General features: G+C 70.3%; 26 protein-coding genes, 1 tRNA gene and 1 riboswitch. Of the genes, 14 read left to right on the top strand and 13 right to left on the bottom strand.

Annotated features, from left to right (window positions below; translation table 11 throughout):
- Nucleotides 1–41: 41 nt before the first annotated feature.
- Both E8A49_RS22390 and E8A49_RS22385 read left to right on the top strand, forming a co-directional pair.
- Nucleotides 42–749: a LuxR family transcriptional regulator gene (locus tag E8A49_RS22390; RefSeq protein WP_293386512.1), complete on the top strand. Its 708-nt coding sequence runs from the start codon at nt 42–44 to the stop codon at nt 747–749.
- Nucleotides 750–854: 105 nt separating this feature from the next.
- Entirely contained in the window at nt 855–1,670 is an 816-nt protein-coding gene (locus tag E8A49_RS22385) for an acyl-homoserine-lactone synthase (RefSeq protein WP_293386511.1), read from the top strand.
- A 14-nt stretch (nt 1,671–1,684) separates the two neighbouring features.
- On the opposite strand, the gene purH is transcribed toward E8A49_RS22385, so the two are convergent.
- From purH to E8A49_RS22365, 4 genes are all read right to left on the bottom strand, one after another.
- Entirely contained in the window at nt 1,685–3,280 is a 1,596-nt protein-coding gene (gene purH, locus E8A49_RS22380) for a bifunctional phosphoribosylaminoimidazolecarboxamide formyltransferase/IMP cyclohydrolase (protein ID WP_293386510.1), read from the bottom strand.
- A 23-nt stretch (nt 3,281–3,303) separates the two neighbouring features.
- Nucleotides 3,304–3,387: riboswitch (ZMP/ZTP riboswitch) on the bottom strand.
- Between the two features lie 13 nt (nt 3,388–3,400).
- Nucleotides 3,401–5,155 carry a heparinase II/III family protein gene (locus E8A49_RS22375; protein ID WP_293386509.1) on the bottom strand — a complete coding sequence of 585 codons (1,755 nt, stop codon included), beginning with the start codon at nt 5,153–5,155 and terminating at the stop codon, nt 3,401–3,403.
- Between the two features lie 19 nt (nt 5,156–5,174).
- Nucleotides 5,175–5,837 carry a ribulose-phosphate 3-epimerase gene (gene rpe / locus E8A49_RS22370; protein ID WP_293386508.1) on the bottom strand — a complete coding sequence of 221 codons (663 nt, stop codon included), beginning with the start codon at nt 5,835–5,837 and terminating at the stop codon, nt 5,175–5,177.
- A gap of 47 nt (nt 5,838–5,884) precedes the next feature.
- On the bottom strand, nt 5,885–7,189 hold the full coding sequence (locus tag E8A49_RS22365; protein ID WP_293386507.1) for an RsmB/NOP family class I SAM-dependent RNA methyltransferase: 1,305 nt from the start codon (nt 7,187–7,189) through the stop codon (nt 5,885–5,887).
- Between the two features lie 90 nt (nt 7,190–7,279).
- Here E8A49_RS22365 and E8A49_RS22360 point away from each other — a divergent pair, with 90 nt between their 5' ends.
- Nucleotides 7,280–7,474 (top strand): DUF1674 domain-containing protein, encoded by a 195-nt coding sequence (locus tag E8A49_RS22360; protein WP_293386506.1) that lies wholly within the window; start codon nt 7,280–7,282, stop codon nt 7,472–7,474.
- 118 nt (nt 7,475–7,592) lie between these two features.
- Here E8A49_RS22360 and pyrF read toward each other — a convergent pair whose 3' ends face one another.
- A complete protein-coding gene (gene pyrF / locus E8A49_RS22355) occupies nt 7,593–8,285 on the bottom strand; it encodes an orotidine-5'-phosphate decarboxylase (RefSeq protein ID WP_293386542.1) in 693 nt (230 codons plus the stop codon).
- 114 nt (nt 8,286–8,399) lie between these two features.
- Between pyrF and E8A49_RS22350 the strand changes: the two genes are divergently transcribed.
- A complete protein-coding gene (locus E8A49_RS22350) occupies nt 8,400–9,086 on the top strand; it encodes a MarC family protein (protein WP_293386505.1) in 687 nt (228 codons plus the stop codon).
- Nucleotides 9,087–9,128: 42 nt separating this feature from the next.
- Here E8A49_RS22350 and E8A49_RS22345 read toward each other — a convergent pair whose 3' ends face one another.
- Entirely contained in the window at nt 9,129–9,929 is an 801-nt protein-coding gene (locus E8A49_RS22345) for an SDR family oxidoreductase (protein WP_293386504.1), read from the bottom strand.
- Between the two features lie 188 nt (nt 9,930–10,117).
- Here E8A49_RS22345 and E8A49_RS22340 point away from each other — a divergent pair, with 188 nt between their 5' ends.
- The 3 genes from E8A49_RS22340 to E8A49_RS22330 all read left to right on the top strand — a co-directional run bounded on the left by E8A49_RS22340 (nt 10,118) and on the right by E8A49_RS22330 (nt 13,702).
- Complete coding sequence (locus E8A49_RS22340; protein ID WP_293386503.1) at nt 10,118–12,037, top strand: potassium transporter Kup; 1,920 nt, start codon at nt 10,118–10,120, stop codon at nt 12,035–12,037.
- A 3-nt stretch (nt 12,038–12,040) separates the two neighbouring features.
- Nucleotides 12,041–12,406 carry a hypothetical protein gene (locus E8A49_RS22335; protein WP_293386502.1) on the top strand — a complete coding sequence of 122 codons (366 nt, stop codon included), beginning with the start codon at nt 12,041–12,043 and terminating at the stop codon, nt 12,404–12,406.
- 63 nt (nt 12,407–12,469) lie between these two features.
- A complete protein-coding gene (locus E8A49_RS22330; protein WP_293386501.1) occupies nt 12,470–13,702 on the top strand; it encodes an argininosuccinate synthase in 1,233 nt (410 codons plus the stop codon).
- Here the strand turns inward: E8A49_RS22330 and E8A49_RS22325 are convergent.
- Nucleotides 13,699–13,905, bottom strand: coding sequence for a KTSC domain-containing protein (locus E8A49_RS22325; RefSeq protein ID WP_293386500.1), 207 nt, complete (start codon nt 13,903–13,905; stop codon nt 13,699–13,701). The two genes, E8A49_RS22330 and E8A49_RS22325, sit on opposite strands and share 4 nt — an antisense overlap.
- 129 nt (nt 13,906–14,034) lie before the next feature.
- Between E8A49_RS22325 and E8A49_RS22320 the strand changes: the two genes are divergently transcribed.
- Nucleotides 14,035–14,442 (top strand): MAPEG family protein, encoded by a 408-nt coding sequence (locus tag E8A49_RS22320; protein ID WP_293386499.1) that lies wholly within the window; start codon nt 14,035–14,037, stop codon nt 14,440–14,442.
- 4 nt (nt 14,443–14,446) lie between these two features.
- Here the strand turns inward: E8A49_RS22320 and E8A49_RS22315 are convergent, their stop codons facing one another.
- Nucleotides 14,447–15,013: a DUF4337 family protein gene (locus E8A49_RS22315; RefSeq protein WP_293386498.1), complete on the bottom strand. Its 567-nt coding sequence runs from the start codon at nt 15,011–15,013 to the stop codon at nt 14,447–14,449.
- Between the two features lie 128 nt (nt 15,014–15,141).
- Nucleotides 15,142–15,831: a PEPxxWA-CTERM sorting domain-containing protein gene (locus E8A49_RS22310; RefSeq protein WP_293386497.1), complete on the bottom strand. Its 690-nt coding sequence runs from the start codon at nt 15,829–15,831 to the stop codon at nt 15,142–15,144.
- A 357-nt stretch (nt 15,832–16,188) separates the two neighbouring features.
- Between E8A49_RS22310 and E8A49_RS22305 the strand changes: the two genes are divergently transcribed.
- The gene (locus E8A49_RS22305; protein WP_293386496.1) at nt 16,189–17,298 is read left to right on the top strand and encodes a serine hydrolase; all 1,110 of its coding nucleotides are present in this window, start codon (nt 16,189–16,191) and stop codon (nt 17,296–17,298) included.
- Nucleotides 17,299–17,411: 113 nt separating this feature from the next.
- On the opposite strand, the gene E8A49_RS22300 is transcribed toward E8A49_RS22305, so the two are convergent.
- The 3 genes from E8A49_RS22300 to E8A49_RS22290 all read right to left on the bottom strand — a co-directional run bounded on the left by E8A49_RS22300 (nt 17,412) and on the right by E8A49_RS22290 (nt 19,169).
- Nucleotides 17,412–17,486: transfer RNA gene (locus tag E8A49_RS22300), tRNA-Gly, on the bottom strand.
- 90 nt (nt 17,487–17,576) lie between these two features.
- Nucleotides 17,577–18,329: a DUF6065 family protein gene (locus E8A49_RS22295; protein ID WP_293386541.1), complete on the bottom strand. Its 753-nt coding sequence runs from the start codon at nt 18,327–18,329 to the stop codon at nt 17,577–17,579.
- 153 nt (nt 18,330–18,482) lie between these two features.
- Nucleotides 18,483–19,169: a PEPxxWA-CTERM sorting domain-containing protein gene (locus E8A49_RS22290; protein ID WP_293386495.1), complete on the bottom strand. Its 687-nt coding sequence runs from the start codon at nt 19,167–19,169 to the stop codon at nt 18,483–18,485.
- A 106-nt stretch (nt 19,170–19,275) separates the two neighbouring features.
- Here E8A49_RS22290 and E8A49_RS22285 point away from each other — a divergent pair, with 106 nt between their 5' ends.
- From E8A49_RS22285 to E8A49_RS22265, 5 genes are read left to right on the top strand one after another with little or no spacing between them, the layout of a single operon-like run.
- Nucleotides 19,276–19,854 (top strand): prolyl-tRNA synthetase associated domain-containing protein, encoded by a 579-nt coding sequence (locus tag E8A49_RS22285; protein ID WP_293386494.1) that lies wholly within the window; start codon nt 19,276–19,278, stop codon nt 19,852–19,854.
- Nucleotides 19,851–20,765: a co-chaperone YbbN gene (locus E8A49_RS22280; protein ID WP_293386493.1), complete on the top strand. Its 915-nt coding sequence runs from the start codon at nt 19,851–19,853 to the stop codon at nt 20,763–20,765. Before E8A49_RS22285 ends, E8A49_RS22280 begins: the two co-directional genes overlap by 4 nt.
- Before the next feature lie 20 nt (nt 20,766–20,785).
- A complete protein-coding gene (locus E8A49_RS22275; protein WP_293386492.1) occupies nt 20,786–21,448 on the top strand; it encodes an LON peptidase substrate-binding domain-containing protein in 663 nt (220 codons plus the stop codon).
- Nucleotides 21,449–21,460: 12 nt separating this feature from the next.
- On the top strand, nt 21,461–21,679 hold the full coding sequence (locus tag E8A49_RS22270) for a Trm112 family protein (RefSeq protein WP_293386491.1): 219 nt from the start codon (nt 21,461–21,463) through the stop codon (nt 21,677–21,679).
- On the top strand, nt 21,669–22,169 hold the full coding sequence (locus E8A49_RS22265; RefSeq protein WP_293386490.1) for a hypothetical protein: 501 nt from the start codon (nt 21,669–21,671) through the stop codon (nt 22,167–22,169). Before E8A49_RS22270 ends, E8A49_RS22265 begins: the two co-directional genes overlap by 11 nt.
- Before the next feature lie 753 nt (nt 22,170–22,922).
- On the opposite strand, the gene E8A49_RS22260 is transcribed toward E8A49_RS22265, so the two are convergent.
- Nucleotides 22,923–24,191: a UbiH/UbiF/VisC/COQ6 family ubiquinone biosynthesis hydroxylase gene (locus tag E8A49_RS22260; RefSeq protein ID WP_293386489.1), complete on the bottom strand. Its 1,269-nt coding sequence runs from the start codon at nt 24,189–24,191 to the stop codon at nt 22,923–22,925.

The following is a 24,191-nucleotide window of genomic DNA, read 5'->3' as shown; positions in this document are numbered from 1 at the left end:
GTAAGCCTATGGGGGATCGTTACGCCGACGCACTGGATTTCATGCGAGGCGCCAGGACGCTCACGCGCCTGAGCGACCTTGAAGCGCGCTTCCTGGGCGTGGTCTCGCAGTTCGGGTTCGACCGCACGATCTGCACCCTGATGGCCGAGCCCGGCAAGCCGATCCGGCCGCGCCTGCTGTTCGGGGTCGGCGACCGCGCCAACCGCCAACGCTATCTCGACGCCGGAAACCAGCGCATCGACCCAACCTTCCGCGCCGTGTTCGGATCCACCCGCGCCTTCACCTGGTCGGACGTCGCCGGCCAGGCCGTGGGCGAGGAGGCCCGGGAGCTGTTCGTCACCGCCCAGCGCGACGGCCACGAGGGCCTGGTCGTGCCGGTGCACGGCGCCTACGGCGAGGTGACCGCCGTGGTGTTGACCGGCGTCGGGCCGCAGGTGGACGAGCAGGCGCGCGCGGTGCTGCAGGCCTGCGGGGTGATCTACGCCGTCGCTGGCCGGCAGTTGCTGGAGCTGGCTGACGACGCGCCGATCGCCGCCAGCCGGCTCACGCGGCGCGAGACCCAGGTGCTGGTCTGGCTGTCGCGCGGCAAGACGGTGCCGGAGATCGCGCTGATCCTCGACGTGTCGGTGGGCACCGCCAAGACCCACCTGGAGCGCGCCAAGGCCAAGCTGGGCCACCAGGCGACGGTGCCGACGGTGCTGGAGGCCGCCCGCCGCGGCTGGCTGGTGGACCCCGACGAGTTCGCCTGACCCCCGAGTCTGGCCGGGGCGTCAAGTCCGCCGATGCGCCGACTAGCGAACGGACCGTAACCGCGGCGACGGTCCCCCTTCAGGAAACCTGATGGGGGAAGACCGATGATCCACGTGGTCACCAAGGCCAACCGGCCGCTCTACGCCGAACAGCTCCACGAGATGCACCAGCTGCGCCGCGTCCATTTCGTGGAGGAGCGCGGCTGGGCCGCCATGACCGTCCGCGACGATGGCGGCGAATACGACGCCTACGACGACGAGGACATGGTCTACCTGCTGGCGCTCGATTCCGACGGCAGGATCCTGGCCTCCATGCGCATGCGCCCGGCCCTCTCCGGCTCGGTGATCGGCGACATCTTCCCGCACCTGATCGCCGCCGACGAGGCGCCCATCGCCGCGCCCGACGTCTGGGAGATCAGCCGCTTCTTCGCCGCCCGCGCCGCCCGCGGCCGCGGCGGGCGGATCGCCCGCTCGGAGGTGCGTCTGGCCGCCCTGGAGGTTGCCCGCGCGCTCGGCGTCAAGCGGCTGGTGGGCATGGTCGACCTGGAAATCCTGGCGCCCCTGATGACCGACAGCGGCTGGCGCGTGCGCCCGCTCGGCCTGCCGGCCCCCTACGCCGAGGGGATCGCCCAGGGCATCGAGGTGCAGGTCTCGCGCGGCGCGATCGTCGACATGTGCGAGGTGCTGGACCTCAAGCCCGCCGTGGCCCTGGAACTCGACCCCGCCCGCGCCCCGGCCCTGCCGCCGCACCAGATCGAGGCGATCCTGTCGCTGGCCCGCATCGACGGCCTGCAGACCCGCATCGTGGTCAGCCTGGTCCGTCGCATCGTGGCCCTGCAGGAGGACGTCGACGAGGAGCAGCTGCTCAGCATGATCGCCTACGTCGAGACCCTGGTGGGCGGGCTCTACACGTCAGCCTGAAGCACGCCTGACGCCTAGTGGCGGAAGACCCGGACGCCGGTGAACACCATGGCCATCCCGCGTTCGTCGGCGGCCTCGATCACCTTGGCGTCGCCGATGGACCCGCCGGGCTGGATCACCGCGGTGCAGCCGGCGTCGGCGGCCTGGATCAGGCCGTCGGGGAACGGGAAGAAGGCTTCCGAGGCGCAGGCGCTGCCGGTCAGGTCCAGGCCGAAGTCGGCGGCGCGCAGCGCGGCGATGCGGGCGGAGTCCTTGCGGTTCATCTGGCCCGCGCCGACGCCCAAAGTCTGGCCCGCCCGGGCGTAGACGATGGCGTTGGACTTCACGTGCTTGGCGATGGTGAAGGCGAACAGCATGTCGCGCACCTCGGTCTCGGTCGGCGCGCGCTTGGTCACCACCTTCAGGTCAGCGGGCGTCATCCGCGCGTCGTCGCGGCCCTGCACCAGGAAGCCGCCGGCCACCGACTTGAAGGTCAGGCCCTTGGCCAGCGGGTCCGGCAGGCCGTCGGTGGTGAGCAGGCGGACGTTCTTCTTCTTGGCGAAGAGGGCGAGCGCGTCCTCGTCCACGCCGGGGGCGATCACCACCTCGGTGAGCAGCTTGAGGATCTCCTCGGTCGTGCGCGCGTCGAGCTTGCGGTTGAAGGCGATGATGCCGCCGAAGGCGCTGACCGGATCGCAGGCGAGCGCCCGCTCATAGGCCTCCAGCACGCTGCCGCCCGTCGCGACGCCGCAGGGATTGGCGTGCTTGATGATGGCGCAGGCCGGGCCGTCCCTCGGATCGAACTCGGCGATCAGCTCGAAGGCCGCGTCGGTGTCGTTGATGTTGTTGTAGCTGAGGGCCTTGCCCTGCCAGAGCTTGGCGGTGGCGACGCCGGTGCGCGGGTTGGGGAAGCGGTAGAAGGCCGCCGCCTGGTGCGGGTTCTCGCCATAGCGCATGGTCTGGACCAGCTCGCCGGCGAAGGCCTTGCGCTTCGGCCAGTCCTCGCCGAGCGCCTCGGCGAACCAGGCCGAGATGGCCGCGTCATAGGCCGCGGTGCGCGCATAGGCCCGCGCCGCCAGGCTCTTGCGCAGGGCGAGGCCCGTCGCGCCGCCGTTCGCCTGAGCGTCGGCCAGGACCTCCTGCAGGTCGGCGATGTCGGTGCAGACGCAGACGTAGCCGTGGTTCTTGGCCGCCGAGCGGATCATCGCCGGGCCGCCGATGTCGATGTTCTCCACCGCCGTGGCGAAGTCCGCGCCGGAGGCCACCGTCGACTCGAATGGATAGAGGTTCACATAGACGAGGTCGATGCCGCCGATGGCGTGCTCGGCCATGGCCTTGGCGTGCTCGGGCGCGTCGCGCACGCCCAGCAGGCCGCCATGCACCACCGGATGGAGGGTCTTCACGCGCCCATCCATCATCTCCGGGAAGCCGGTGAGTTCGGAGATGTCCTTCACGGTCAGGCCCGCGTCGGCGATCGCCTTGCGCGTGCCGCCGGTGGAGACCAGCTCGACACCGAGGTCGGCCAGCGCGCGGGCGGCTTCGATGAGGCCGGTCTTGTCGGAGACGGAGATCAGGGCGCGCTTCAGCGGGGCGCGGTCCGGAGCGGGCGGGAAATCGGGAGCGGCGGGCACGGCATCCTCCTGAAGTGGGTCAGAGACAATGCCCAGGCGAGCGGCGGAGGTATGGTTCCGCGCTCCCCGGTGGTCGCCCACCTTGTTCGCCAGTCACGCGGAATGGCGTCCGCTTAGTCCCTAAGCGACCTGCTCGTCAACGTGGGCGGCGATGGCGGGCTCATGGGCCGCGGAAAGCTTCCAGCGCAGCTTGGCGCCGCCGTCGAGCCGGGCCTGGCCGCGCAACACGATCTGCTGGCCGTGCCGGGTCAGGCCGTCCTCGTGATGCGTCGAGGGCTGCAGCATGACCTCCAGGGCGTCGCTGCGCAGCCACCAGCCGGCCTCCTGGCCCTCGACCTTCAGGAGCACGCTCTTCCGGTCGCGGGCCATCAGCGCGCTGACCTGCGGGTGCAGGTGGAAGCGCACCACGAAGGCCACGAAGCGGCGGCCTTCCGCCCCGCCGGCGCGCCGGCGGGGGACCAGCGCATCCTCGCCGCGCAGCTCGTCGGCCGCGCGGTCGAGATAGAGCCGGCGCTCGTGGCGCAGGCCGAGGCTGCGCGCCCAGGCGTCGTGCGAGGCGTCCAGCCAGGCGCCGGCCGGCGTGTCCTGGCGGCGCACGTCGGCAATGGCGTAGGGGTCGCGCAGCCGCGGTCCCAGGACGCGGGCGGCGAATCCGCTGAGCGGGGCGCCGCAGTCGGCCTCGGCCACCGAGGCTGTGGAAGCCGCGTCCACCAGCCGCAGCGCCGGAGTGCCCGCGGCCTGCGGCGACCAGCCGGAGCCGACGAACAGCCGCTTGCCGGCGGCCAACACCTCGATGGCCAAGGGCTGGCCGCAGGCCGCCAGGCTCCAGGGCCCGAGCGCCGGCGAAGCGGCGTCGACCATCACCTGCAGGGCGTGCGCCTCCAGCCGATGATAGCCGTTGCAGGCCGGTGGAACGGGCGCATGGGGCGCCGCGGCGTCCTCGGCGCGGGCGGCGGCGACATAAGGCCCGGCCACCGGCTCACCCCCCTGGAAGGCCCCCAGCCGGCCGTCATCGAGGGTGAAGAAGCGCACCGCGCCGGCCAGCCGGTCGAGGGCGCGCAACATCTCGTCGGGGGTGGCGAGGCCGAGCTGGCTCAGCACGTCGTCCAGCGTCATCAGGTCGAACAGCAGCTCCAGCGCCGCCTGCGGGCTGCGGGTCGCGTGGCCGCCGTCGGCGATGGCGGCCTCCAGCCGGCGCGGCAGCTCACCCAGCGCCCGGTCCAGCAGGCCTTCGCCCGCCGCGCCGGCCAGGGCCGCACCCGCGACGCCCGCGACCGCGGCCCTCTCGGCCGCCCGCGCCGGATCGCCCGGCAGCTCCAGGAGGAAGCGCGCCTGGCGGGCGAGGTCGGCGGCGATCTGGTCGGCCTCGGCGTCGGAGGCCGGCCCGCTGATCGCGGCGAGGCCGCAGGCCAGGTTGAACACCCGGCGCTCCAGCACCGGCGGGCTCCAGGAAAAGCCGTTCCAACGGCCGAACAGCCTGCGCCACCCCAGCGTCAGGCGCAGCGCCTCCCAGGCGCCGGCCTCGCCATGGGCCAGCAGGTCGCGGACCCAACCGAAGCCGTGCAGGGCGCCGGCGAACCGGCGGCTGGGGCTCGGCCGGTCCCAGGGGTCGCCGCGCGGGCCAAGCGCCAGGGTCTCGCCCCCGAACACGAAGCCCCCGGCGAGGATGCGCCGCCCGGCCTCCGCATCGGCAGGCCGCAGGTCGCGCGGACGGCCGCCCAGGCCCTCCGGCGCGGGATGGCTGAGCCGCCACTGGTTCAGCGGCGAGACGCGCCACTCGATGCCAGGCCGGCGGAGCGCGCCCAGCCAGGCGGCGTAGAGCTGATAGCCGCCAGGCAGGCGATCCAGGAGGCGGCCCGGGGCCGGCGCGGACATCGCCCCACCGCCCCGCCGCTCAGGCGCCGCGCAGGGCGGCGATGTTGGCGGCGTAGGCGGAAGGCCCGCCTCGGAACACCGCCGTGCCCGCCACCAGGGCGGTGGCGCCGGCCTCGACGCAGAGCCGGGCGGTCTCCGGCGTCACCCCGCCGTCCACCTCAAGCGCGATGTCACGGCCGCTGGCGTCGATCATCGCCCGCAGGGCGGCGATCTTGGCGAGCTGCGAATGCAGGAACTTCTGGCCGCCGAAGCCCGGGTTGACCGACATCACCAGAACCTGGTCGACGTCGTCCATCATCCAGCGGATGACGTCCGGGTCGGTCGACGGGTTGAACACCACGCCCGCCCGCGCGCCCAGCTCGCGGATACGCTGCAGGGTGCGGTTGAGGTGCGGCCCGGCCTCGGGGTGGACCATCATGGTGTCGGCGCCGGCCTCGCGGAACGCCTCCAGAAAGGGATCGGCCGGGGCGATCATCAGGTGGACGTCCAGCGGGATCTTCACATGCTTCCTGATCGCCTTCACCACATCCGGACCGATGGTGATGTTGGGCACGAAGTGGCCGTCCATGACATCGACGTGCAGCCAGTCGGCGCCGGCCGCCTCGATCGCGCGAGCCTCCTCGCCCAGCTTGGCGAAGTCAGCCGACAGGATCGAGGGCGCTATGATGGGTGGGCGGGCCATGGCGTCCGCATACCGTGATGCGCGTTTGCGGGCCAGAGGGCGGCGCGTCAACCCTTCCGGAACCGCGCCACGTAGAAGCCGTCCGTCCCGCCCTCCAGATGATGCGGCAGGATCCGCAACGTCCCGTCCGGCCGCACGCCGGCCGCCGGCGCGCCGCCCTCGCCGGCGGCGACGGGATCGAGCGCCAGGCCCGCCGTGCGCGCCAGTAAGGCCGCCGTCTGGCCCTCGCCCTCCTCCGGCTCCAGGGAGCAGACGCAGTAGACCAGCCGCCCGCCGCTCTTCAGCCGTTTGGCCGCCGCGTCGAGTAGCTTGGCCTGGACGGCGGCGAGGCCGGCGACGTCGCTGGGCTTGGCGGCCCACAGCACGTCGGGATGGCGCCGGAAGGTCCCGGTGGCCGAACACGGCGCATCCAGCAGGATGGCGTCGAAGCTCCGCTTGTCCGGCCAGGTCGCGCCGTCGGCGGCGACGGTGTCGGCGGAGAGGCCGGTCCGCGCCAGGTTCTCCGCCACCCGCTTCAGCCGGGGCGCCGAGCGGTCGAGGGCGGTGACCGCCGCCCCGGCCGCCGCCAGCTGCAGGGTCTTGCCGCCGGGCGCGGCGCAGAGGTCGAGGGCCGTCTCGCCGGCCTGCACGGCCAGCAGGCGCGCGGGGATCGCGGCGGAGGCGTCCTGCACCCACCAGTCGCCCTCGGCGAAGCCCGGCCAGGTGGCCACGTCGCCGCGCCGGGCGCTGCGCAGGGTCCCGCCGGACAGGACCTGGCCCTCCAGCTCCGCGGCCAGGGCCTCGGCCCGCGCCGGATCCTTGAAGGAGAGGTCCGTCGCCGGCTCCTGGGCGATCATGGCGGCGATCTTGCGGGCTTCGTCGGCGCCGAAGGCCGCGCGCCAGCGGGCGTGCAGCCAGCCCGGCGCGAGCAGGTCGGGGTCGTCCAGCGCCGGCGGTTCGCGCGACAGGCCGCGCAGGACGGCGTTCACCAGGCCCTTGAACATCTGGCTGCCCCGGTCGCGGGCCACCAGGTCGACGGAAGTCCCCACCGCGGCGTGCGGCGGGGTCTGCAGCAGGAAGAGCTGCGCCACGCCCAGGCGCAGCACCTGCACCACCCGGTCCGGCGGCGGCTTCTTCAGCCGGCCCTGCAGCGCCGCGTCGATGGGGCCGAGGTGGCGCAGGGTCGCCAGCACCAGGGCGCGGGCGAAGGCCCGGTCGCGGGCCGGCAGGGCGGCCAGCGCCGGATGGCTCAAGCCCTCGTCCATGCCGGCGCGGCCGGACAGGGCGGCGGTGAGCAGGTCGAGAGCGGCCGCGCGGGCCGGCAGTCCGGCGGCGTCGGACGGCGGGGCGGAGGAAGGCGGAAGGTCGGTCACGGCGCGCGGCGTGCCCCCATCGGGCCGCCGGCGCAAGGCCTGATCGGTCCGCCCGCTTGGCCGCGGGGGCCTGCGCGCCTAGATTGGGGCATGGATGAACGTCCCCCCAACGCCGCCCCGGACAAGCCGCTGTCACCGGCCGCGCGCCGGGCGCTGGAAGAAGCCGCCGCCCGCAAGGCCGCCGAGCAGGCCGTTCAGGCGGCCGACGAACAGGGCGGCCCGAAAGGCCCCGAACCCACCCGCTTCGGCGACTGGGAGCGCAAAGGCATCGCGGTCGACTTCTGAAATTGCTCCCCTCCTGGGGGAGCTGTCGGCAAAGCCGACTGAGGGGGTCATCCACGGCGTTCGGAGCGGACCCCCTCCGGCGCTTCGCGCCACCTCCCCCGAAGGGGAGGAACTCAGGCTACCCCGCCTGGGCCATTTCCGCCGCGACGCGCAGGGCCGCGGCCTGGGGGTCGTTGGCCGCGGTGATCGGCCGGCCGCAGACGATGTGCGAGGCGCCGGCCCTGAGCGCCTCCAGCGGCGTCGCCGCCCGGGCCTGGTCGTTCTTCGCCGCCCAGTCGGGGCGCACGCCCGGCGTCACCACCAGGAAGTCGCGGCCGCCCAGCTTGCGGGCCAGCTCCGCCTCCTGCGGGCTGGCCACCACGCCTGAGCAGCCGGCGGCGATGGCCTGGTGGATGCGCCGCTCGACCAGGGCGCGGGCCGTCTCGGCGTACCCCATCTCCTTCAGGTCGGCGTCGGTCAGGCTGGTCAGCACGGTCACCGCCAGGATCTTCAGCGACGAACTCCCTTTGCCGCGCACCGCGGAGGCCATCACCTGCGGCTCGCCATGCACCGTCAGGAAATCGCAGCCAGAGTCCGCCAGGGCGGCGGCGGCCCGCTGCACCGTGGTGCCGATATCGTGCAGCTTCCAGTCGATGAACACCTGCTTGCCCTGGGCCTTCAGCTCGCGGGCGAGCGCCATGCCGTCGGAGGCGAACAGCTCCAGGCCCACCTTGTAGAAGCTGACCGTCTCGCCGAGGACTGAAATCAGGGCGCGGGCCTCCTCGACGGTCGGCACGTCCAGCGGGACGATCAGGCGGCCATCGGCTTTGATGGGGGCCTGAGTGTGATTTGGGGCGAGCGCGGCTTCGGCCATGGCGAAGGCTCCGGGCAAGAGGGCGCGAGCCGAGGGTTCGGCGGGCGCGGCGAATTGGGCTAAGACGCTGGCATGATCCATTGGGACTTCGCGGTCAACTTCTTCGTGGCGCTGTTCGCGCTCCTCGACCCCATCGGCAACGTTCCGGTGTTCCTGGCCTCGACTCCGGGCGCCAGCGGCCGCGAACGCATGCAGGTCGCGTTGGTGATCTCGCTGTTCGTGATGGGCTTCCTGACCTTCTTCTACTTCTCGGGCCTGGCGCTCCTGGCCTTCTTCGGCATCTCCATGCCGGCCTTCCGCATCGCCGGCGGGGTGATCCTGTTCGTGCTCGGCCTGAAGATGGTCAACGACGACTTCACCGCCAGCTTCGCCCAGGCTGCGGAGGCGGCCGAGGGCGATGACCGCACCTATGTCCGCCGCCATATCGAGCGGCTGATCGTGCCTTTCGCCATGCCGCTCCTGATCGGTCCCGGCGCGATCTCCACGGTGATCATCTACGCCAGCCAGGCCAAGGAGTTCGGCCTGCCGGGCACGGCGCTGGGCATCGGGGCCATGCTGGCGGTCTCCATCGCGACCCTGCTGTCGTTCCTGGCCACGCCGCTGATCAGCCGCCTGTTCGGCAAGATCGGCCTGTCGATCATCGTGCGCGTGCTGGGCCTGATCCTCTGCGCCATGGCGGTGCAGTTCCTGCTGGCGGGGATCGCAGATTCGACCAACGGCCTGATCCGCCCCGAGGCCGCCATGCCCTACGCGAAGTGACCACGCAGCCGGTCATCCCCGCCCAGGTGGGGATCCAGGCGCCTACAGCTTCCGGAACCGCGAGCTCTGCGAGGCCATCAGCGCCATGGCCCAGTCGTCAGGGATCAGCTTGGTGAGCGCGGCGATCGCCTTGTTGGGCGCGCCGGGCACGCAGATCGGCCGGTTGGCCTCCACCGCCTCGTAGCCGGCGGCGGCCACCTCGTCGGCGCCCAGCCAGAGCCACGGCGGCGTCGACTGGGTGATCTGGGCCCGCACGCCCGCCACGTCGTGGAACTCCGAATAGGTGAAGCCCGGGCAGAGCGCGCTGACATGCACGCCCTGGGCCTCGGTCTCCAGGTGCAGGCTCTGGGAGAAGCGGACCATGAAGGCCTTCACCGCGCCGTAGAGGGTGTGGCCCGCCGCGCCCGGGACGAGGCCCGCCAGGGAGGCGACGTTGACGATCCGCCCGAACCGGCGGTGGACCATGCCGGGCAGCACGCGGTGGGCCAGCTCCGACGGCGCGGTCACCATCACCTGGATCACCGCGCGCTGGTCCTCCCAGCGGGTGTCGGCATAGGCGCCCGGCAGGCCGTAGCCGGCGTTGTTGATCAGGGCGTCCACCGTTCGGCCATGGGCGGTCAGGAAGTCCAGCACCTGCCCCGGCGCCTCCGGCTCGGCCAGATCGACCGCCACGGTCAGGGCCTCGACGCCGTAGCGCAGGGAGATCTCCTCGGCCAGGCGCTCCAGACGATCGGCGCGCCGCGCGGTCAGCGCCAGGTCGTAGCCGTGGCTGGCCAGGATGCGCGCGAAGGCCGCGCCGATCCCGGCCGAGGCGCCGGTCACCAGCGCCAGTCTGCGATCCATCCCCGTCTCCCGCTCACCTGAGAGGGGAAACTAGGGCCCGCGGGCGGTCATTCAAGGAAAAGCGGCGCCTTTGCGGCGCCCCGCAGGTTGCGCCGCATTGAACGGGGTCCGGATTGGGTGTATCGCGCCCGCCGCGAGACGGCATCGGGCCGCCCAAGGGAGCCTGGTCACGCTCCCGGAGAGATTGGATGGCGGATACGGCCGGCGGCGCCCCTGCTGAGGCGCCCGAGGAGTCGCATCACTCCCGGAAACAGGGCCTGCTGGCCCTTGCGGTGGGGTCCGTCGGCGTCGTCTTCGGCGACATCGGCACCAGCCCGCTCTATTCCATGCGTGAAGCGCTGAGCCACAGCCGCCATGGCCCGAGCGACAGCGCGGTGATGGGCGTCGTCTCCCTGATCTTCTGGGCGCTGATCATCGTGGTGACGATCAAGTACGTCATCTTCGTCATGCGCGCCGACAACAAGGGCGAGGGCGGCACCCTGGCGCTGATGGCCCTGGCGCAGCGCGCGCTGGGCCACCGCTCGACGACCATCTTCATGCTGGGCGTCTGCGGCGCAGCCCTGTTCTATGGCGACGGCCTGATCACCCCCGCCGTCTCGGTGCTTTCCGCCGTGGAGCTCCTGAAGAACGCGCCGAGCGTCGGCCACCTCTTCACCCTGCCCGTCATCCTGGTTTCGGCGGCGGCGATCCTGGTAGGCCTGTTCCTGGTCCAATCGCGCGGCACCGCCAACGTCGGGCGGTTCTTCGGCCCGGTCATGGTGGTCTGGTTCCTCGTGCTGGGCGGCCTGGGCGTCTATCACATCGTCGAGGCGCCACGGGTGCTGATGGCGCTGAACCCCTACTATGGGCTGCATATGCTGGCGGCCAACGGCCTTCTGGGCTTCGTGATCCTGGGCAGCGTCTTCCTGGCGGTCACGGGCGCCGAGGCGCTCTACGCCGACATGGGCCACTTCGGCCGCACGCCGATCCGCCTGGCCTGGCTGGTGCTGGCCCTGCCGTGCCTGACGCTGCAGTATTTCGGCCAGGGCGCCATGGTGCTGGCCCACCCCGAGGCGGCCAAGGACCCGTTCTTCGCCATCATCCCGCACGTGGCCTACTGGCCGGTGCTGATCCTGACCATCGTGGCCACGGTCATCGCCAGCCAGGCGGTGATCACCGGGGCCTATTCCATGACCCAGCAGGCCGTGCAGCTGGGCCTCCTGCCGCGCATCGACATCCGCCGCACCAGCGAGACGGTGGCGGGCCAGATCTTCGTGCCCTCGGTCAACCGCATGCTGATGATCGGCGTCCTGGTGCTGCTGGTGCTGTTCCAGACCTCCGACAACATGGCCTCGGCCTATGGGATCGCGGTCACCGGCACCATGGTGATCACCGTGCTGCTCGAGTTCATCGTCGCGCGGCGGTTCTGGAAGTGGAGCCTGGCGGGCACGCTCGCCTTCGTGGCGCCGCTGCTGTTCATCGACCTGAGCTTCCTGGGCGCCAACCTGGTCAAGGTGCTGGACGGCGGCTGGTTCCCGCTGTCGTTCGGCGCGGCCCTGGTGCTGATCATGTGGACCTGGACCCGAGGCGCGCAGATCCTCACCGACAAGACCCGCCGCGACAGCGTGCCCCTGCTCGACCTGTCGGAAATCCTGCGGAGCCGCGCCACCCTCAGGGTGCCCGGCACGGCGATCTTCCTGACCAGCGACCCGGAGACCGCGCCGGTCGCCCTGATGCACAACCTGAAGCACAACAAGGTGCTGCACGAGAAGAACATCGTCCTGACCATCGAGACCGCCGAGACGCCGCGGGTCGGCGACGACAACCGCATCCGCATCGAGCCGGTCAACGACGACTTCAAGAAGATCTTCGTCTCCTACGGCTTCATGGAGAGCCCGAACCTGCCCAAGGCGCTGGGGCTGTGCCGCCGCCTGGGCCTGAAGTTCGACATCATGGCCACCAGCTTCTTCCTGGGCAGGCGCTCGGTGGTGCCGTCGGCGCAGTCCGGCATGCCGCTTTGGCAGGACCGGCTGTTCATCTTCCTGATGAAGAACGCGGCGAACCCCACCGACTTCTACAAGATCCCGCCCGGCCGGGTTGTGGAGCTGGGCGCGCAGGTCACTGTCTAGCCCATGACGCTGCTGATCTATGTCGGCGACGCCCTGTGGATCGTGGCGCTCGCGATCATGGCCGCCGCCTCGCGGGAGGCTTGGAAGCGGATGGACGCCGACACGCGCGTGCCGATGGTCCTCCGCCGCGATGGCTCGCCCGCGTTCCGGGCCATGCGCGACGTGGCGCTCGCCGCCCCGCCGGCCGTCGCCTTTGCGGTCAGCCTGTTCCTGGTCGCCGGCGTCCGGAACCTGGCGATGGATGCCGACGAGGCGCTGATCCTGTTCGGTGTGCGCGCCACCCTGGCGGCGCTGTTCGCGCTCGCCCACCTGCGCTGGCTGAAGGCGGCCATGGCCCAGCTTGAGGCCGAGGGCGCGCTTAAGTCTTGAACCTGTCGCACGTTCGCGCTTGAACGCGCGGACTCTCCCCTACCGACTAGGAACTTCGCCGCCATGGCCGACAAGCCCATCAAGAAGGTCGTGCTCGCCTATTCGGGCGGCCTCGACTCCTCCACCATCGTGAAGTGGCTGCAGACCGAGCTCGGGGCGGAGGTCGCGACCTTCACCGCCGACCTGGGCCAGGGCGAAGAGATCGAGCCGGCGCGCCAGAAGGCGATCACCCTGGGCGTGAAGCCCAAGTACGCTTTCGTCGAGGACGTGCGCGAGGAGTTCGTCCGCGACTACGTCTTCCCGATGTTCCGGGCCAACACGGTCTATGAGGGCCAATATCTGCTCGGCACCTCGATCGCCCGGCCGCTGATCGCCAAGAAGCAGATCGAGATCGCGCGCCGGATCGGCGCCGACGCCGTGGCCCATGGCGCGACCGGCAAGGGCAACGACCAGGTGCGCTTCGAGGTGGCCTACTACGCCCTGGAGCCCGATATCCGGGTCGTGGCGCCCTGGCGCGAGTGGGACTTCAAGAGCCGCGAGGCCCTGCTGGACTTCGCCGAGAAGCACCAGATCCCGATCACCAAGGACAAGCGCGGCGAGGCGCCGTTCAGCGTCGACGCCAACCTGCTGCACTCCTCCTCCGAGGGTAAGGTGCTGGAGGACCCCGCCGTCGAGGCGCCGGAGTTCGTCCACATGCGCACCATCTCGCCGCAGGACGCGCCCGACACGCCGACCGTCTTCACCATGGACTTCGTGGGCGGCGACCCGGTGGCCATCGACGGCGAGAAGCTGTCGCCCGCCGCCCTGCTGACCAAGCTGAACCAGCTCGGTCACGACAATGGCGTGGGCCGCCTCGACCTGGTGGAGAACCGCTTCGTCGGCATGAAGTCGCGGGGCGTCTACGAGACCCCCGGCGGCACGATCCTGCTCGCCGCCCACCGGGGCATCGAAAGCATCACCCTCGACCGGGGCGCCATGCACCTGAAGGACGAGCTGATGCCGAAGTACGCGACGCTCATCTACAACGGCTTCTGGTTCTCGCCGGAGCGCGAGATGCTGCAGGCCGCCATCGACCTCAGCCAGAAGATGGTCGAAGGCCAGGTGCGGGTGAAGCTCTACAAGGGCAATGTCACCGTCATCGGCCGCACCAGCCCCTATTCGCTCTACGACCAGGAGCTGGTGACCTTCGAGGAGGGCGCGGTCGCCTACGACCACCGCGACGCGGCGGGCTTCATCAAGCTCAACGCGCTCCGCCTGCGGGTGAAGGCCCAGCGGGACAAGCGGGTGAAGGGCTAGGCGTCCAGGCGGTTGAACGGATAGCGGTCGCGGATCTGGTTCTGGAAGAAGCGGCCCTTGGATTCCGCGTCCAGGAACGAGCGGCAGACCTCGCCGGGGACGCCCACATAGACGTAGCGCTCGCCGCTGGCGAAGCGCACCAAGAGCTTGTCGCGCCGCGCGTCGTAGTCGATCTCGCGGATCGCGGTGGATTCGACCTCCATCGCCTCGATCTCCCTCCGTTGCTGCTGGCATAACACCGTCAGGCGCATACCCGGTTCCCGGCGAACCCCGTTACATGCCAAGCTTGAGCCCAAGGCGAAGCTGCATTCGCCAACTTCGGGGGAAACCACATGATGATGGCGCACCGCTGGACCGCCCTGGTCAGCCTGCTCGCGCTGCTGGTCTATTTCTGGATCAGCTTCCAGACCGCCACCGCCCGGCGCAAGACGGGGATCGCCGCCCCGGCCATGACCGGCGACCCGTTGCTCGAGCGGACGGTGCGGGCGCACTACAACACCCTGGAATGGCTGCCGATCTTCCTGGTCAGCCTGTGGCTGTTCGCCATCTACTGGAACGAGCTGGTGGCCGCGGCCCTGGGCGTTGTCTGGATCGTGGGGCGCATCATGTACGCCACCGGCTACATGGCCGCCGCCGAGAAGCGGTCGGCGGGTTTCCTCGTCCAGTCCCTGGCCACCGCGGTCCTGCTGTTCGGAGCGCTGGGCCGCATCGTCTACAGCCTGGCCACCGGCGGGATGTAGGCGCTCAGGTGAGGTAGGCCGCCGCGGCGAGGACCAGGCCGACCGCGCCCAGGCCGAGGGACCCCAGCCAGAAGGTCCGCCGCCGGGTGATGATCGCCACGGTGCAGATGGCGATGCCGATCTCCAGCAGGGTCGCCGCCGCGGTCAGCCAGTGGTGGCGATGCTCGTGGTGGCGGCTCGCGCTCAACAGCTTGTCGCGGTCGGCCTCGTCGTCCTGGGCGGTCTTCTTGACCTCGGCCTGCTTGCCGGTCTGCTCCTTGGCCGTGCCGGCGTACTTGGCCGCGTTGGCGCCGCCCGCGTCGGCGGCGATGCCATAGATATGCTTCTTCAGGCTGTCGGCCTGGAACTCGTTCCAGGCGTCGGTGGCCTTGTCCTGCGCCAGCACCGCCTCGCTGGAGCTGGTGATGGCGCCGCCCGCCTCGATGGTCTCCAGGCTGCCCGCCGTGGCCGCCAGCACCGCCAGCACCGCCACGGTGATCGACACCCGGCTGATGAAGGGGTCGTGCTCGTGGGCCGCGTGTTCGGCGTTCTCGGCGTGTTCGTGGGCTTCGAGCGCGGGATCGTGCGTCATGGGAGTCCTTTGGGCGGCAGGCGTCGCCCTGGTCTAGCCCAGGCCCGTGAACGAAAAAACCCTGGTCCGCGGGGTTCGCGGACCAGGGTTCTGTTCGATCGTCCGGACCGGTCGCCCGGAGGTCGGCCCTAGGCCGCGACGGCCTTGCGGCGCGAGCGGACCATGGCGCCGGCGGCGCCGAAGCCCATGATCATCAGGGCCCAGGACGCCGGTTCCGGAACGGAGACGCCGCTGAGGTTGTCGAACTCGAAGGAGTTGCTGCTCGAGGTGAACTCGATCGCCTTCACCGCGTCCGGCGCGAAGGTATAGGTGACCGTGTAGCCAACCCCTTGGTTGCCGTCGCCCGAGTTGGGGCAGGTCGAGGCCGAGATCTGCGCGGCCGAGCACCAGATCTGTTCGCCGCTCAGCGTCTGGGTGGTGCCGTTCACGCCGACGATGGTGAAGACCACGCCGTTATAGGTGTCCGGCGAGCCCATGTAGAAGCTGAAGCTCGTCAGGGCGCCATGCAGGTCGGCCAGGGTCGCCGTGGAGCCGCCTTGGACGGTCTCGTACGGGGTGGTGTCATTCGGCGGGGGCGCGCTGTTGCTCGAACCCGGGTAGTTGGTGATGTAGGAGTTCGCCGAACCCTGGGTGAAGGAATACCCGGGCGCGATGATCAGGTTGCCATGACTGTCGGTATTGAACTGCGTGATCATGAGGCTGCCGGCCGGGGTCGAATCCCCCACCACGGCGCTGACGTTGATGACTTCGGTGGCGGACGCCGCCGTGGCGCAAGCGAAGCTTGCAACCGCGGCCGCGGCGAACAGATTGATCTTCATTTTTCCCCCCAGGAGGTCGGCGCCCGGTCCAGCGGGCTACAATCGAGCTTTGCCTTAATACCTTGTTATCCAAAACGGGAAGTGCATTCCCCTGCAAGGCGAAGATTTTTTACGCTGTACGGTTGTCGGCGGCGCTCGCGATGGCGGCGCCTCGGGCCAGTGCACCGCCGGCGGGCCGCCCCTGGACGGGTCGGCGATCACGAAACCTGATCCCTTCCCTGGGGTGATTTGGACGCTCTCGGAAGCCCCCTGGCGGACGTCCTGTGACTCCGACTACCGTTCGTCCCGCGGATCACCGCTTGGAGGATTCCCGTGCCGGACCAGAGGTCGAAGCTGCGGCCAGATCGGCGCTCGGTCATGTCCGGCCTGGTCCTGGGTTCGGCCGTATTGGCGGGGCCGGCCGGCGCGGCTGAGCCCCTGCCGGAAGCTCTGTCCCGCCGCATCGCCGCGCTCATGGCGGCTAGCGACGTACCCGGCCTGGGCTTTGGACAGATCCGCGGCGGAAAGCCGATTTCGGCGGCGGCCTTCGGGTTCGCGGATCGCGGGCGGCGACTGCCGGCGACCCCGGACACCGCCTTCCTGATCTCCTCCATCAGCAAGGTCGTGACGGGCACGGCCCTGATGCAGCTTCGCGACCGCCGGCTGTTCGCGCTGGACGATCCGGTCGGCCCGCACCTGGATTTCCCGGCCGAAAATCCCCGCCACCCCGGCCCGATCACCTTTCGCCAAGTGCTGACCCACACATCGTCGATCTCAGACGGGGGTTATGAAGGCTTCGGCGTGGACGGCGACCCAAAGATCCCGCTCCGCGATTTCCTGACCGGCTATCTGTCGCCGGGCGGGCGGTGGTTTTCGCCCGGGAAAAGCTACCTCGACGCCGGTCCTGGCCAGCAATGGAGCTACAGCAACGTCGCCTTCGCCCTTGCGGGCTATCTGGCGGAACGCATAGGCGGCGGCTCGCTCAAGCGCCAGAGCGCCCGGAATATCTTCGGGCCGCTCCGCATGGCGCCGGCGGCGTGGAGCCTGGCGGACCTCGGCGGCGCGCCGCGCGCGACGCCCTACGTCGGCCAGAACGGCAAGCTCACGCCGCGGGCTCCGATTGGGTATCCGGATTGGCCGGCCGGCCTGCTGCGAACCTCCCCGCGAGCGCTCACGCGGTTCCTGGCGGCCCACGCCGCGGGCGGGAGCCTGGAGGGCGCCACGGTGCTCCGGACCGACACGGTCGCCGAAATGGCAGACCTTAAGCCTTTCCCCGACGCTGACGGCCACACCCACTTTCAGGGCCTGTCCTGGGAAGGCGGCGAAAAGGGCAAGGTCGTCTGGAAAAGCGGCGGCGACCCTGGGTCCCACACCCTCATGGCGTTCGACCCCGCAACGGGAAACGGCGCCGTCGTTCTCACGAACCGCTCACCCAACAAGGCCCTTCAAAACGACATGCAGGAACTCATTCGCGAAGCGATGGCTTAGGGGCTCCGGGAGCGGGGAAGCAGCCGTGTCCGGCGCCATGCGGACTCGCGCCGGCCGGCCGGACCAGCCTGCCCCGAGGGGCAAAATTATCTATCTGATGTTCTGCGGAAATTTGGAGCGGGCGAAGAGATTCGAACTCTCGACCCCAACCTTGGCAAGGTTGTGCTCTACCACTGAGCTACGCCCGCGCTCCTCGAGGCCGAAACCGCCCCGAAAAATCGAGAGGCGGCTTATGGCAGACGCCCCCGCCCTTTGCAATGGCCGTTTGCGCCGCAGGCTCAGCGGCGGAATTTCGGCTCCTTCAAGCGGCGCTTGTTGACGTGGTCCTCGCGGGCCGGGGCCACCTCTTCCGGGTATTCGCCCTTGAAGTAGTAGCGCTGCCAGGCCTCCTTGGTGGCCTCCGGATCGTTGCGGAAGATCCGCTGGTTGAACTCGGTGCGGTGCTTCTCCCAGACGCCGTACTGGTGGGCGAGCTCGGGGTTGGAATCCAGGCGTTTGATGACCGGCTGGATGTCGTGCAGGAACTTGTCCTGGATGAGGGTGATGAAGCAGAAAGGCTCGCCCTTCTCAAAGCGCACGCGCCCTGGCCGAGTGAACAGCCAGTTCATGGTGAAGGGGAACGGCAGCCAGTCGGTCTCGACAACCCCGGCCAGGGGCTGGATGCCGTCCTTCACGTGGTTCGGCGCGCCCATGGCCATCAGCGACCAGCCCGGCGGGGTGCGGAACATGTAGCCGGTGTGCATGGTCACCACGCCATGGCTGAAGTGGCTGCGGGCGAAGCGGTTGAAGTGCGGGTGCGGCGTGTCCGTGGTGAGCTTGATGTCGTCCTGGTGGATCCCGCCGGTCCATTCGGCGGTGAAGGCCATGGGGCAGAGGATCTCCCAGCCCGAGGTGTTGGCCATGTTCATCGGCAGGCAGCGGTAGGCGTGGCGGGCGTGGAAGGCGTCCATCCAGTCGCGCGGCTGGCGGCCGGGGACGATCTCCGGCGGCGTGACGCCGGGCTCGACGGTGGGGTAGCACTCCAGTTCCAGGGCGGACATCGGACGCTCGGCGGCCTCGCTTAAGGGATCCCGCAGCGAGCTAAAGCAGCGGGCGGCGCCGGCGTCCAGCATTGCCCGGAACACGAAAAACCCCAGCCGCCCGAAGGCGGCTGGGGCCTGTCGTCTTAAAGGCCTGTCGGCCGCTTAGGCGGCGGCGGCCGGGACCAGACGGCGACGGCTGCGCAGAGCCGCGCCCGCGCCGCCGAAGCCCAGGATCATCAGGGCCCAGGAGGCCGGTTCCGGCACGCTGCCGGCCAGCTTGTCGAACTCGAAGGAGTTGCCGGTCGAGGTGAAGGTCACCGAGGAGACCGGCGCGTCGAAGTGATAGCTGACGGTGAAGCCTTGCGACTGGTCGCCGTTGCCGTCGGGCGAGCCGCCCCAGATCTGCGTGCCGGTGAGGATCAGCGGCGAGAGGGCCGGGTTGGCGAAGGTGAACTCGATCTGATTGTAGTCGTCCGGCGAGCCCATGTAGAACTGGAAGTAGTCCAGCGGGGTCTTGGCGGTCAGGGTGGCGGCGCCGCCGGTGGTGACCGTCTCGTAAAAGGCTCCGGAAACGCCGTTGTCGGCCGGCGGCGGGGCGCTGACGCCGGACAGGAGGCCCAGGCCGCCATCGCGGGTGAAGGCCAGGCCGCCGGGGCCCTGGTTGAAGGTGTAGCCCGCGGCCAGGTCGGTGATGGCGCCGCTCGAGTTGCTGTTGAAGTCGGTGATCAGCGGATCGGTGACGTGGTCACCGGCGACGGTGGTGATGGCGTAGTCGGCCGCGGATGCCGACGAGGCGGCGGCCAGGGCGACGGCCGCGGACGCGGCCAGGGCGAGGAGGCGAAGCTTCATCGGTCCAGACTTCCCAGTTTGCCGGCCGCGGCGAACGCGCTCGGCGAGTGATGCAAAACGGCACACAGGGTTTGCGGCCGCACCCGCCTCGTGCAAACCAAGGGCCATGCCCTCCCGGCCCGACCTGATCGCCCTCTTGGACCGCCTGGGTGTGGCGCACGACACCGTCGAGCATCCCGCGGTGTTCCGGGTCGGCGAGGGCGAGGACATCAAGGCGGCCATCCCCGGCGCCCACACCAAGAACCTGTTCCTGAAGGACGCGAAGGGCCAGCTGTGGCTGATCTCGGCGGCCGACCGCACGGCGATCGACCTGAAGCGCCTGCACACCGTGATCGGCTCGGCGCGCCTGTCGTTCGGCAGCGCCGAGCTGATGGAAGCGACGCTGGGCGTGACGCCGGGCTCGGTCACCGCCTTCGCCCTGATCAATGACGCCGACGCGCACCGGGTGCGCTTCGTCCTGGACCGGACGCTGGCCGAGGCCGGGCGGGTGAACTTCCACCCCTTGACCAACACCGCCACCACCGGCGTCGATCAGGCCGGCTTCCGCAGCTTCCTGGCCGCCGTGGGCGTGACGCCGCTGATCGTGGACTTCGCGGCCATGACGGTCGTTGAACCCGCCGCGCCGCGGGACCATCTTCCCGGCGAAACGTTCCCTGAGGACACAGTTCGAGGATCCGCCCCATGAGCCTGATCGGGGAAACCGCCGGAAAGACGCCCGGAAAGCCTTCCGGAGACATCATCAAGGACGCCACCGACGCGAGTTTCGCCGCCGACGTGCTGGACGCCTCGCGCGAGGTCCCGGTGATCGTCGACTTCTGGGCGACCTGGTGCGGCCCGTGCCGCCAGCTGGGTCCGGCCCTGGAGAAGGCGGTCGCCGCGGCCAAGGGCGCGGTGAAGCTGGTCAAGGTCGATATCGACGCGAACCCGGCCTATGCGGGCCAGCTGCGGGTGCAGTCGATCCCGGCGGTGTTCGCCTTCGTCGACGGCCGGCCGGTGGACGGCTTCATGGGCGCCCTGCCCGACAGCCAGGTGAAGGCCTTCGTCGACAAGCTGGCGAAGATGGGCAAGGGCGGGCCCTCGCCCCTCGACGAGATGCTGGCGCTGGCCAAGGACGCCCTGGAGCTGGGCGACATGGGCGGCGCCGCGCAGGCCTACGCCCAGGTGTTGCAGGCCGATCCGGAGAACGTGAAGGCCCTGGGCGGCCTGGCCAAGGTCTACCTGGCCTCCGGCGACGCCGAGCGGGCCGGCGAGATCCTGGCGATGGCCCCGCCGGGCGCCAAGGACCCCGACCTCGACAGCGTGCGCGCCGCCCTGGCCCTGGCCGCCGAGGCGCCCTCGGAGACCGCCGCCTTCGAGGCCCGCCTGGCCGCCAACCCCGACGACCACGAGGCCCGGTTCGAACTCGCCAAGGCGCTGGCCGGCGCGCACCGGCTGGAGGCCGCCGCCGCCGAGCTGCTGACGATCATCGAGAAGGACCGCGCCTGGAACGACGAGGCGGCCCGCAAGCAGCTGCTCACCGTCTTCGAGGCGGCGGGCCAGATGTCGGAGATTTCCCGCAACGGCCGCCGGCGCCTGTCGGCGATCCTGTTCAGCTGAGCCCGCCCCGGAGCCCATCCATGCCGGCCTATCGCCGCACGGCCGACCTGCCGCAGATGATCCCGGTCTTCCCGCTGGACGGCGCGCTGCTGCTGCCCGGCGGCGACCTGCCCCTGCAGATCTTCGAGCCGCGCTACCTCAACATGATCGACGACGTCATGGCCGGCGACCGCATCGTGGGCATGATCCAGACCCGGGCCGGCGGCGACCGCATGCGGCCCAAGCTGGTCAAGGTCGGCTGCACCGGCCGCGTGACCAGCTACGCTGAGACCTCGGACGGCCGCTACCTGATCACGCTCACCGGCGTCTGCCGCTTCGACGCGGGCGAGGAGCTGGTCATCCCGACACCCTACCGCCAGCTGCGCGCCCGCTACGACCGCTTCGAGGCCGACCTGACCGAGGACGAGACCACCCAGGCGCCGGAGGCCGCGCGCACCCGCTTCGCCAAGGCCCTGAAGCGCTACCTGAACCGCCGCGAGCTCGATATCGACTGGGAGACCGCCCAGACCGCGCCGCTGGAGGCCCTGGTCAATTCCCTGGCCATGGGCCTGCCCTTCGAACCGGCGGAGAAACAGGCGCTTTTGGAGGCGCCGACCCTCACCGGCCGGTTCGAGACGCTTTCGACCCTCCTGGAGATCGACGGGCTCGACGACGGCGATGACGCCGGTCCTTCCGTGCAGTAGGACTGCGCGCCCATGAGCGACATTTCCCGCACAGACAACGCCCCGACCCAAGACGATGTCGATCCGCGCCTCCTGGAGATACTGGTCTGTCCGGTGACCCACGGGCCGCTGGAATACGCCCGCGACAAGGGCGAGCTGATCAGCCGCTCCGCGCGCCTGGCCTATCCGATCCGCGACGGTGTGCCGATCATGCTGCCGGAAGAGGCCCGCGAGCTGACGGATGCCGATTAAGGACCAGGGAACCGCCGCCAAGCCCCGCGACTACGGCGCCGTGCGCCGCTACGGCATGGCGCATGTGATCGGCGCGGTGCTCGTCGTCACCCTCGGGACCGGCCTCTTCACCTGGAACTACATCCGCGGCCGCAACGCCGACATCGCCACGGCCAAGGCCTGGGACATCCAGGGCCCGCCCTGCCCGCGGCTTTCCGCCGACCAGTGGGCCGCCGGCCACTTCAAAACGCGCTCGACCTTCGACTACGACGGCACGACGCTCGGCCGCTGGTCCGGCGACGCCTCCTGCTCGGATGTGCACGACAAGGGCGGCGTGGGCTTCAGCGTCGACAAGATCTGCCAGTTCACCAACCCCACGGTGCTGACGGTGAGCTCGCCGAAGGGGACCTTCTACTTCAACACCGGGGTCGCCCAGCCGGCGACGGTGGCGGTGCACAGGGACCAGCCGAAGTGCGTCCTGGCGTCGAAGTTCACCCGGGCGACGGAATAGCCGCACGGCGCGCGGCGCAGATAAAGACCCCCGGGCAAAGATTCACATATCATTGCTATTCGAGTCCGAGTAACGTGCGGAGCGGGTTGTGGAGCCGAACCGGGGGCTCTCGGCTAAGGCGACCTTCCCAGAGCGGCGAGGCGGCGCCACCTCGCCGCTCACTGATTCCTCGGCCGTGCGGCTGAGTTGGCGATCATCCTCATAGATCGTCATCCCCGGCCTTGTGCCGGGGATCCATAAGCGCCGAGTTCCGAGAGTTGCCGCGGTTATGCCCGAATAGGCCTGAGGCGCCTGCGTCTATGGATGGCCGAGACAAGCCCGGCCATGACGGAAGAGAACGGGTGGGTTTCGATCCATCTGTCAGGATGGTTTCCCCCTTAAACCTCATGGCGAGATTGCAGCTTGGGCTGCGGGGCTGGTCAAGGACGAGGGCTTCGCCCTCGCCGCGGGGCGGCGCGCCGCAGGCGCGTCCTTGAGCAGACCCGAAGCCCAAGCCATTTTGGCCGCCGTGGATTTAGGGGCTGGGGTGTTTACGTTCGTCTTGCAGCGCCCGAAGAAAATCATCGGGAGCGGCATCGAGATCGTACCGGGGCAAGCCCGCATACAATTCATCAGTCAGCCAAACTGGCCGATCCGCGATCACCTTCAGACTGGGATATCTACGGACGACCTCCGCAGCGCTCCTGGCGGCGACGACAGCCCAAACACCGCCCGCGCCGTAGTCATAGACGACGAGATGGCAGACGTTCTCCACTAAAGCGCCTCGCCCCGCAGCAACCGCGGCAAATCCCCCATCGCGCCGCCGGCCTCGGTCATGAAGAACCGCCGCGCTGGGCCGATCCGGTTCACCGCCGCCATGCCGAGGCCGCGGGCCAGACGGAGCGCCGGGTTGTCGTTGGAGAACAGGCGCACGAAGGCGTCGGCGGCCAAGGAGATGCTGACGGTGTCGAGCCGCCGCCAGGCGGCATAGCGCTCCAGCACCGCCTCCGAACCGATGTCCTCGCCCAGCCGCTGGGCCTCGACGAGGGTCTCGGCGAGGGCGGCCGCGCCCTTAAGGCCCAGGTTCAGGCCCTGCCCGGCGATCGGATGGATCCCATGGGCCGCGTCGCCCAGCAGGGCCGCGCGCGGGGCGACCAGGCGCTCGGAGAGCTGCAGGCTGAGCGGATAGGTGAAGACCGGGCCTTCGACGCGGATCTCACCGAGGAAGTCGCCGAAGCGGCGGTCGAGGTGGGCCTGGAAGATCTCCGGCCGGGCGGCTTTGAGCGCCGCGCCGCGCGCCCGGCTCTCGGTCCAGACCAGGCTCGCGCGGTTGTCGGTGAGCGGCAGGATGGCGAAGGGCCCGCCCGGCAGGAAGTACTCGTGCGCCACGCCCTCGTGAGGGCGTTCCATCCGCACGGTCGCCACCACGCCGGTCTGCGGATAGTCCCAGCCGACCGCGCCGATCCCGGCCTCGGTGCGGATCACCGAGCCGCGGCCCTCCGCGCCCACCGCCACCGGCGCGCGCAAGGTCCGGCTGTCGGCCAGGGTCACGAGCGCTTCGCGCGGCCCGAACTCGGCCTTGGCGACCTTGGCCGGGGCCAGCACCGGGATGCCGGCGTCCATCACCGCCTTGGCCAGGGCCGCGCGGATGTGGCGGTTCTCCAGCAGGTAGCCCAGAGGCTCGCCGTCTGAGCTGTCGGCGATCTCGGCGGAATCGAAGCGCAGGAAGAACGGCCCCGGCCCGCCGCGCGCCGCGGCCCCCGGCGTCTTGCCGTCGGTGACCAGGATCTGCTCGATCCGCTGGGCGTGGGGCTGGAGCGCCTCGCCGACCCCCAGCGCCCGCCACTGGCGGAACGCCGCGTAGGCGATGGCCGAGGCGCGGCCGTCGAACGTCGGCGCCACCTGGGCGTCGAACACCACCGGATCGATCAGCACCGGCTTGAGGCCGGCCTGGTTGAGCGCCAGCGCCAGGGTCGCACCGGCGATGCCGGCGCCGGCGATGATGACGTCGATGTCCTTAGGCGTGTCGCCAGCGACGGCCAT

It is taken from the genome of Phenylobacterium sp. (assembly GCF_004799515.1).
GTDB lineage: Bacteria > Pseudomonadota > Alphaproteobacteria > Caulobacterales > Caulobacteraceae > Phenylobacterium.
Note: the sequence above shows the minus strand (reverse complement) of the source record. Positions and strands in the feature narration are given on the sequence as shown.

Coding starts and splice junctions, on each gene's coding strand:
- E8A49_RS22385 (WP_293386511.1), top strand. CDS start 855: ATGATCCACGTGGTCACCAAGGCCAACCGGCCGCTCTACGCCGAACAG.
- E8A49_RS22325 (WP_293386500.1), bottom strand. CDS start 13,905: ATGGAGGTCGAATCCACCGCGATCCGCGAGATCGACTACGACGCGCGG.
- E8A49_RS22340 (WP_293386503.1), top strand. CDS start 10,118: ATGGCGGATACGGCCGGCGGCGCCCCTGCTGAGGCGCCCGAGGAGTCG.
- E8A49_RS22310 (WP_293386497.1), bottom strand. CDS start 15,831: ATGAAGATCAATCTGTTCGCCGCGGCCGCGGTTGCAAGCTTCGCTTGC.
- E8A49_RS22335 (WP_293386502.1), top strand. CDS start 12,041: ATGACGCTGCTGATCTATGTCGGCGACGCCCTGTGGATCGTGGCGCTC.
- E8A49_RS22330 (WP_293386501.1), top strand. CDS start 12,470: ATGGCCGACAAGCCCATCAAGAAGGTCGTGCTCGCCTATTCGGGCGGC.
- E8A49_RS22345 (WP_293386504.1), bottom strand. CDS start 9,929: ATGGATCGCAGACTGGCGCTGGTGACCGGCGCCTCGGCCGGGATCGGC.
- E8A49_RS22280 (WP_293386493.1), top strand. CDS start 19,851: ATGAGCCTGATCGGGGAAACCGCCGGAAAGACGCCCGGAAAGCCTTCC.
- E8A49_RS22270 (WP_293386491.1), top strand. CDS start 21,461: ATGAGCGACATTTCCCGCACAGACAACGCCCCGACCCAAGACGATGTC.
- E8A49_RS22315 (WP_293386498.1), bottom strand. CDS start 15,013: ATGACGCACGATCCCGCGCTCGAAGCCCACGAACACGCCGAGAACGCC.
- E8A49_RS22350 (WP_293386505.1), top strand. CDS start 8,400: ATGATCCATTGGGACTTCGCGGTCAACTTCTTCGTGGCGCTGTTCGCG.
- E8A49_RS22360 (WP_293386506.1), top strand. CDS start 7,280: ATGGATGAACGTCCCCCCAACGCCGCCCCGGACAAGCCGCTGTCACCG.
- E8A49_RS22305 (WP_293386496.1), top strand. CDS start 16,189: ATGTCCGGCCTGGTCCTGGGTTCGGCCGTATTGGCGGGGCCGGCCGGC.
- E8A49_RS22390 (WP_293386512.1), top strand. CDS start 42: ATGCGAGGCGCCAGGACGCTCACGCGCCTGAGCGACCTTGAAGCGCGC.
- E8A49_RS22375 (WP_293386509.1), bottom strand. CDS start 5,155: ATGTCCGCGCCGGCCCCGGGCCGCCTCCTGGATCGCCTGCCTGGCGGC.
- rpe (WP_293386508.1), bottom strand. CDS start 5,837: ATGGCCCGCCCACCCATCATAGCGCCCTCGATCCTGTCGGCTGACTTC.
- E8A49_RS22285 (WP_293386494.1), top strand. CDS start 19,276: ATGCCCTCCCGGCCCGACCTGATCGCCCTCTTGGACCGCCTGGGTGTG.
- E8A49_RS22290 (WP_293386495.1), bottom strand. CDS start 19,169: ATGAAGCTTCGCCTCCTCGCCCTGGCCGCGTCCGCGGCCGTCGCCCTG.
- E8A49_RS22275 (WP_293386492.1), top strand. CDS start 20,786: ATGCCGGCCTATCGCCGCACGGCCGACCTGCCGCAGATGATCCCGGTC.
- E8A49_RS22260 (WP_293386489.1), bottom strand. CDS start 24,191: ATGGCCGTCGCTGGCGACACGCCTAAGGACATCGACGTCATCATCGCC.
- E8A49_RS22320 (WP_293386499.1), top strand. CDS start 14,035: ATGATGATGGCGCACCGCTGGACCGCCCTGGTCAGCCTGCTCGCGCTG.
- E8A49_RS22265 (WP_293386490.1), top strand. CDS start 21,669: ATGCCGATTAAGGACCAGGGAACCGCCGCCAAGCCCCGCGACTACGGC.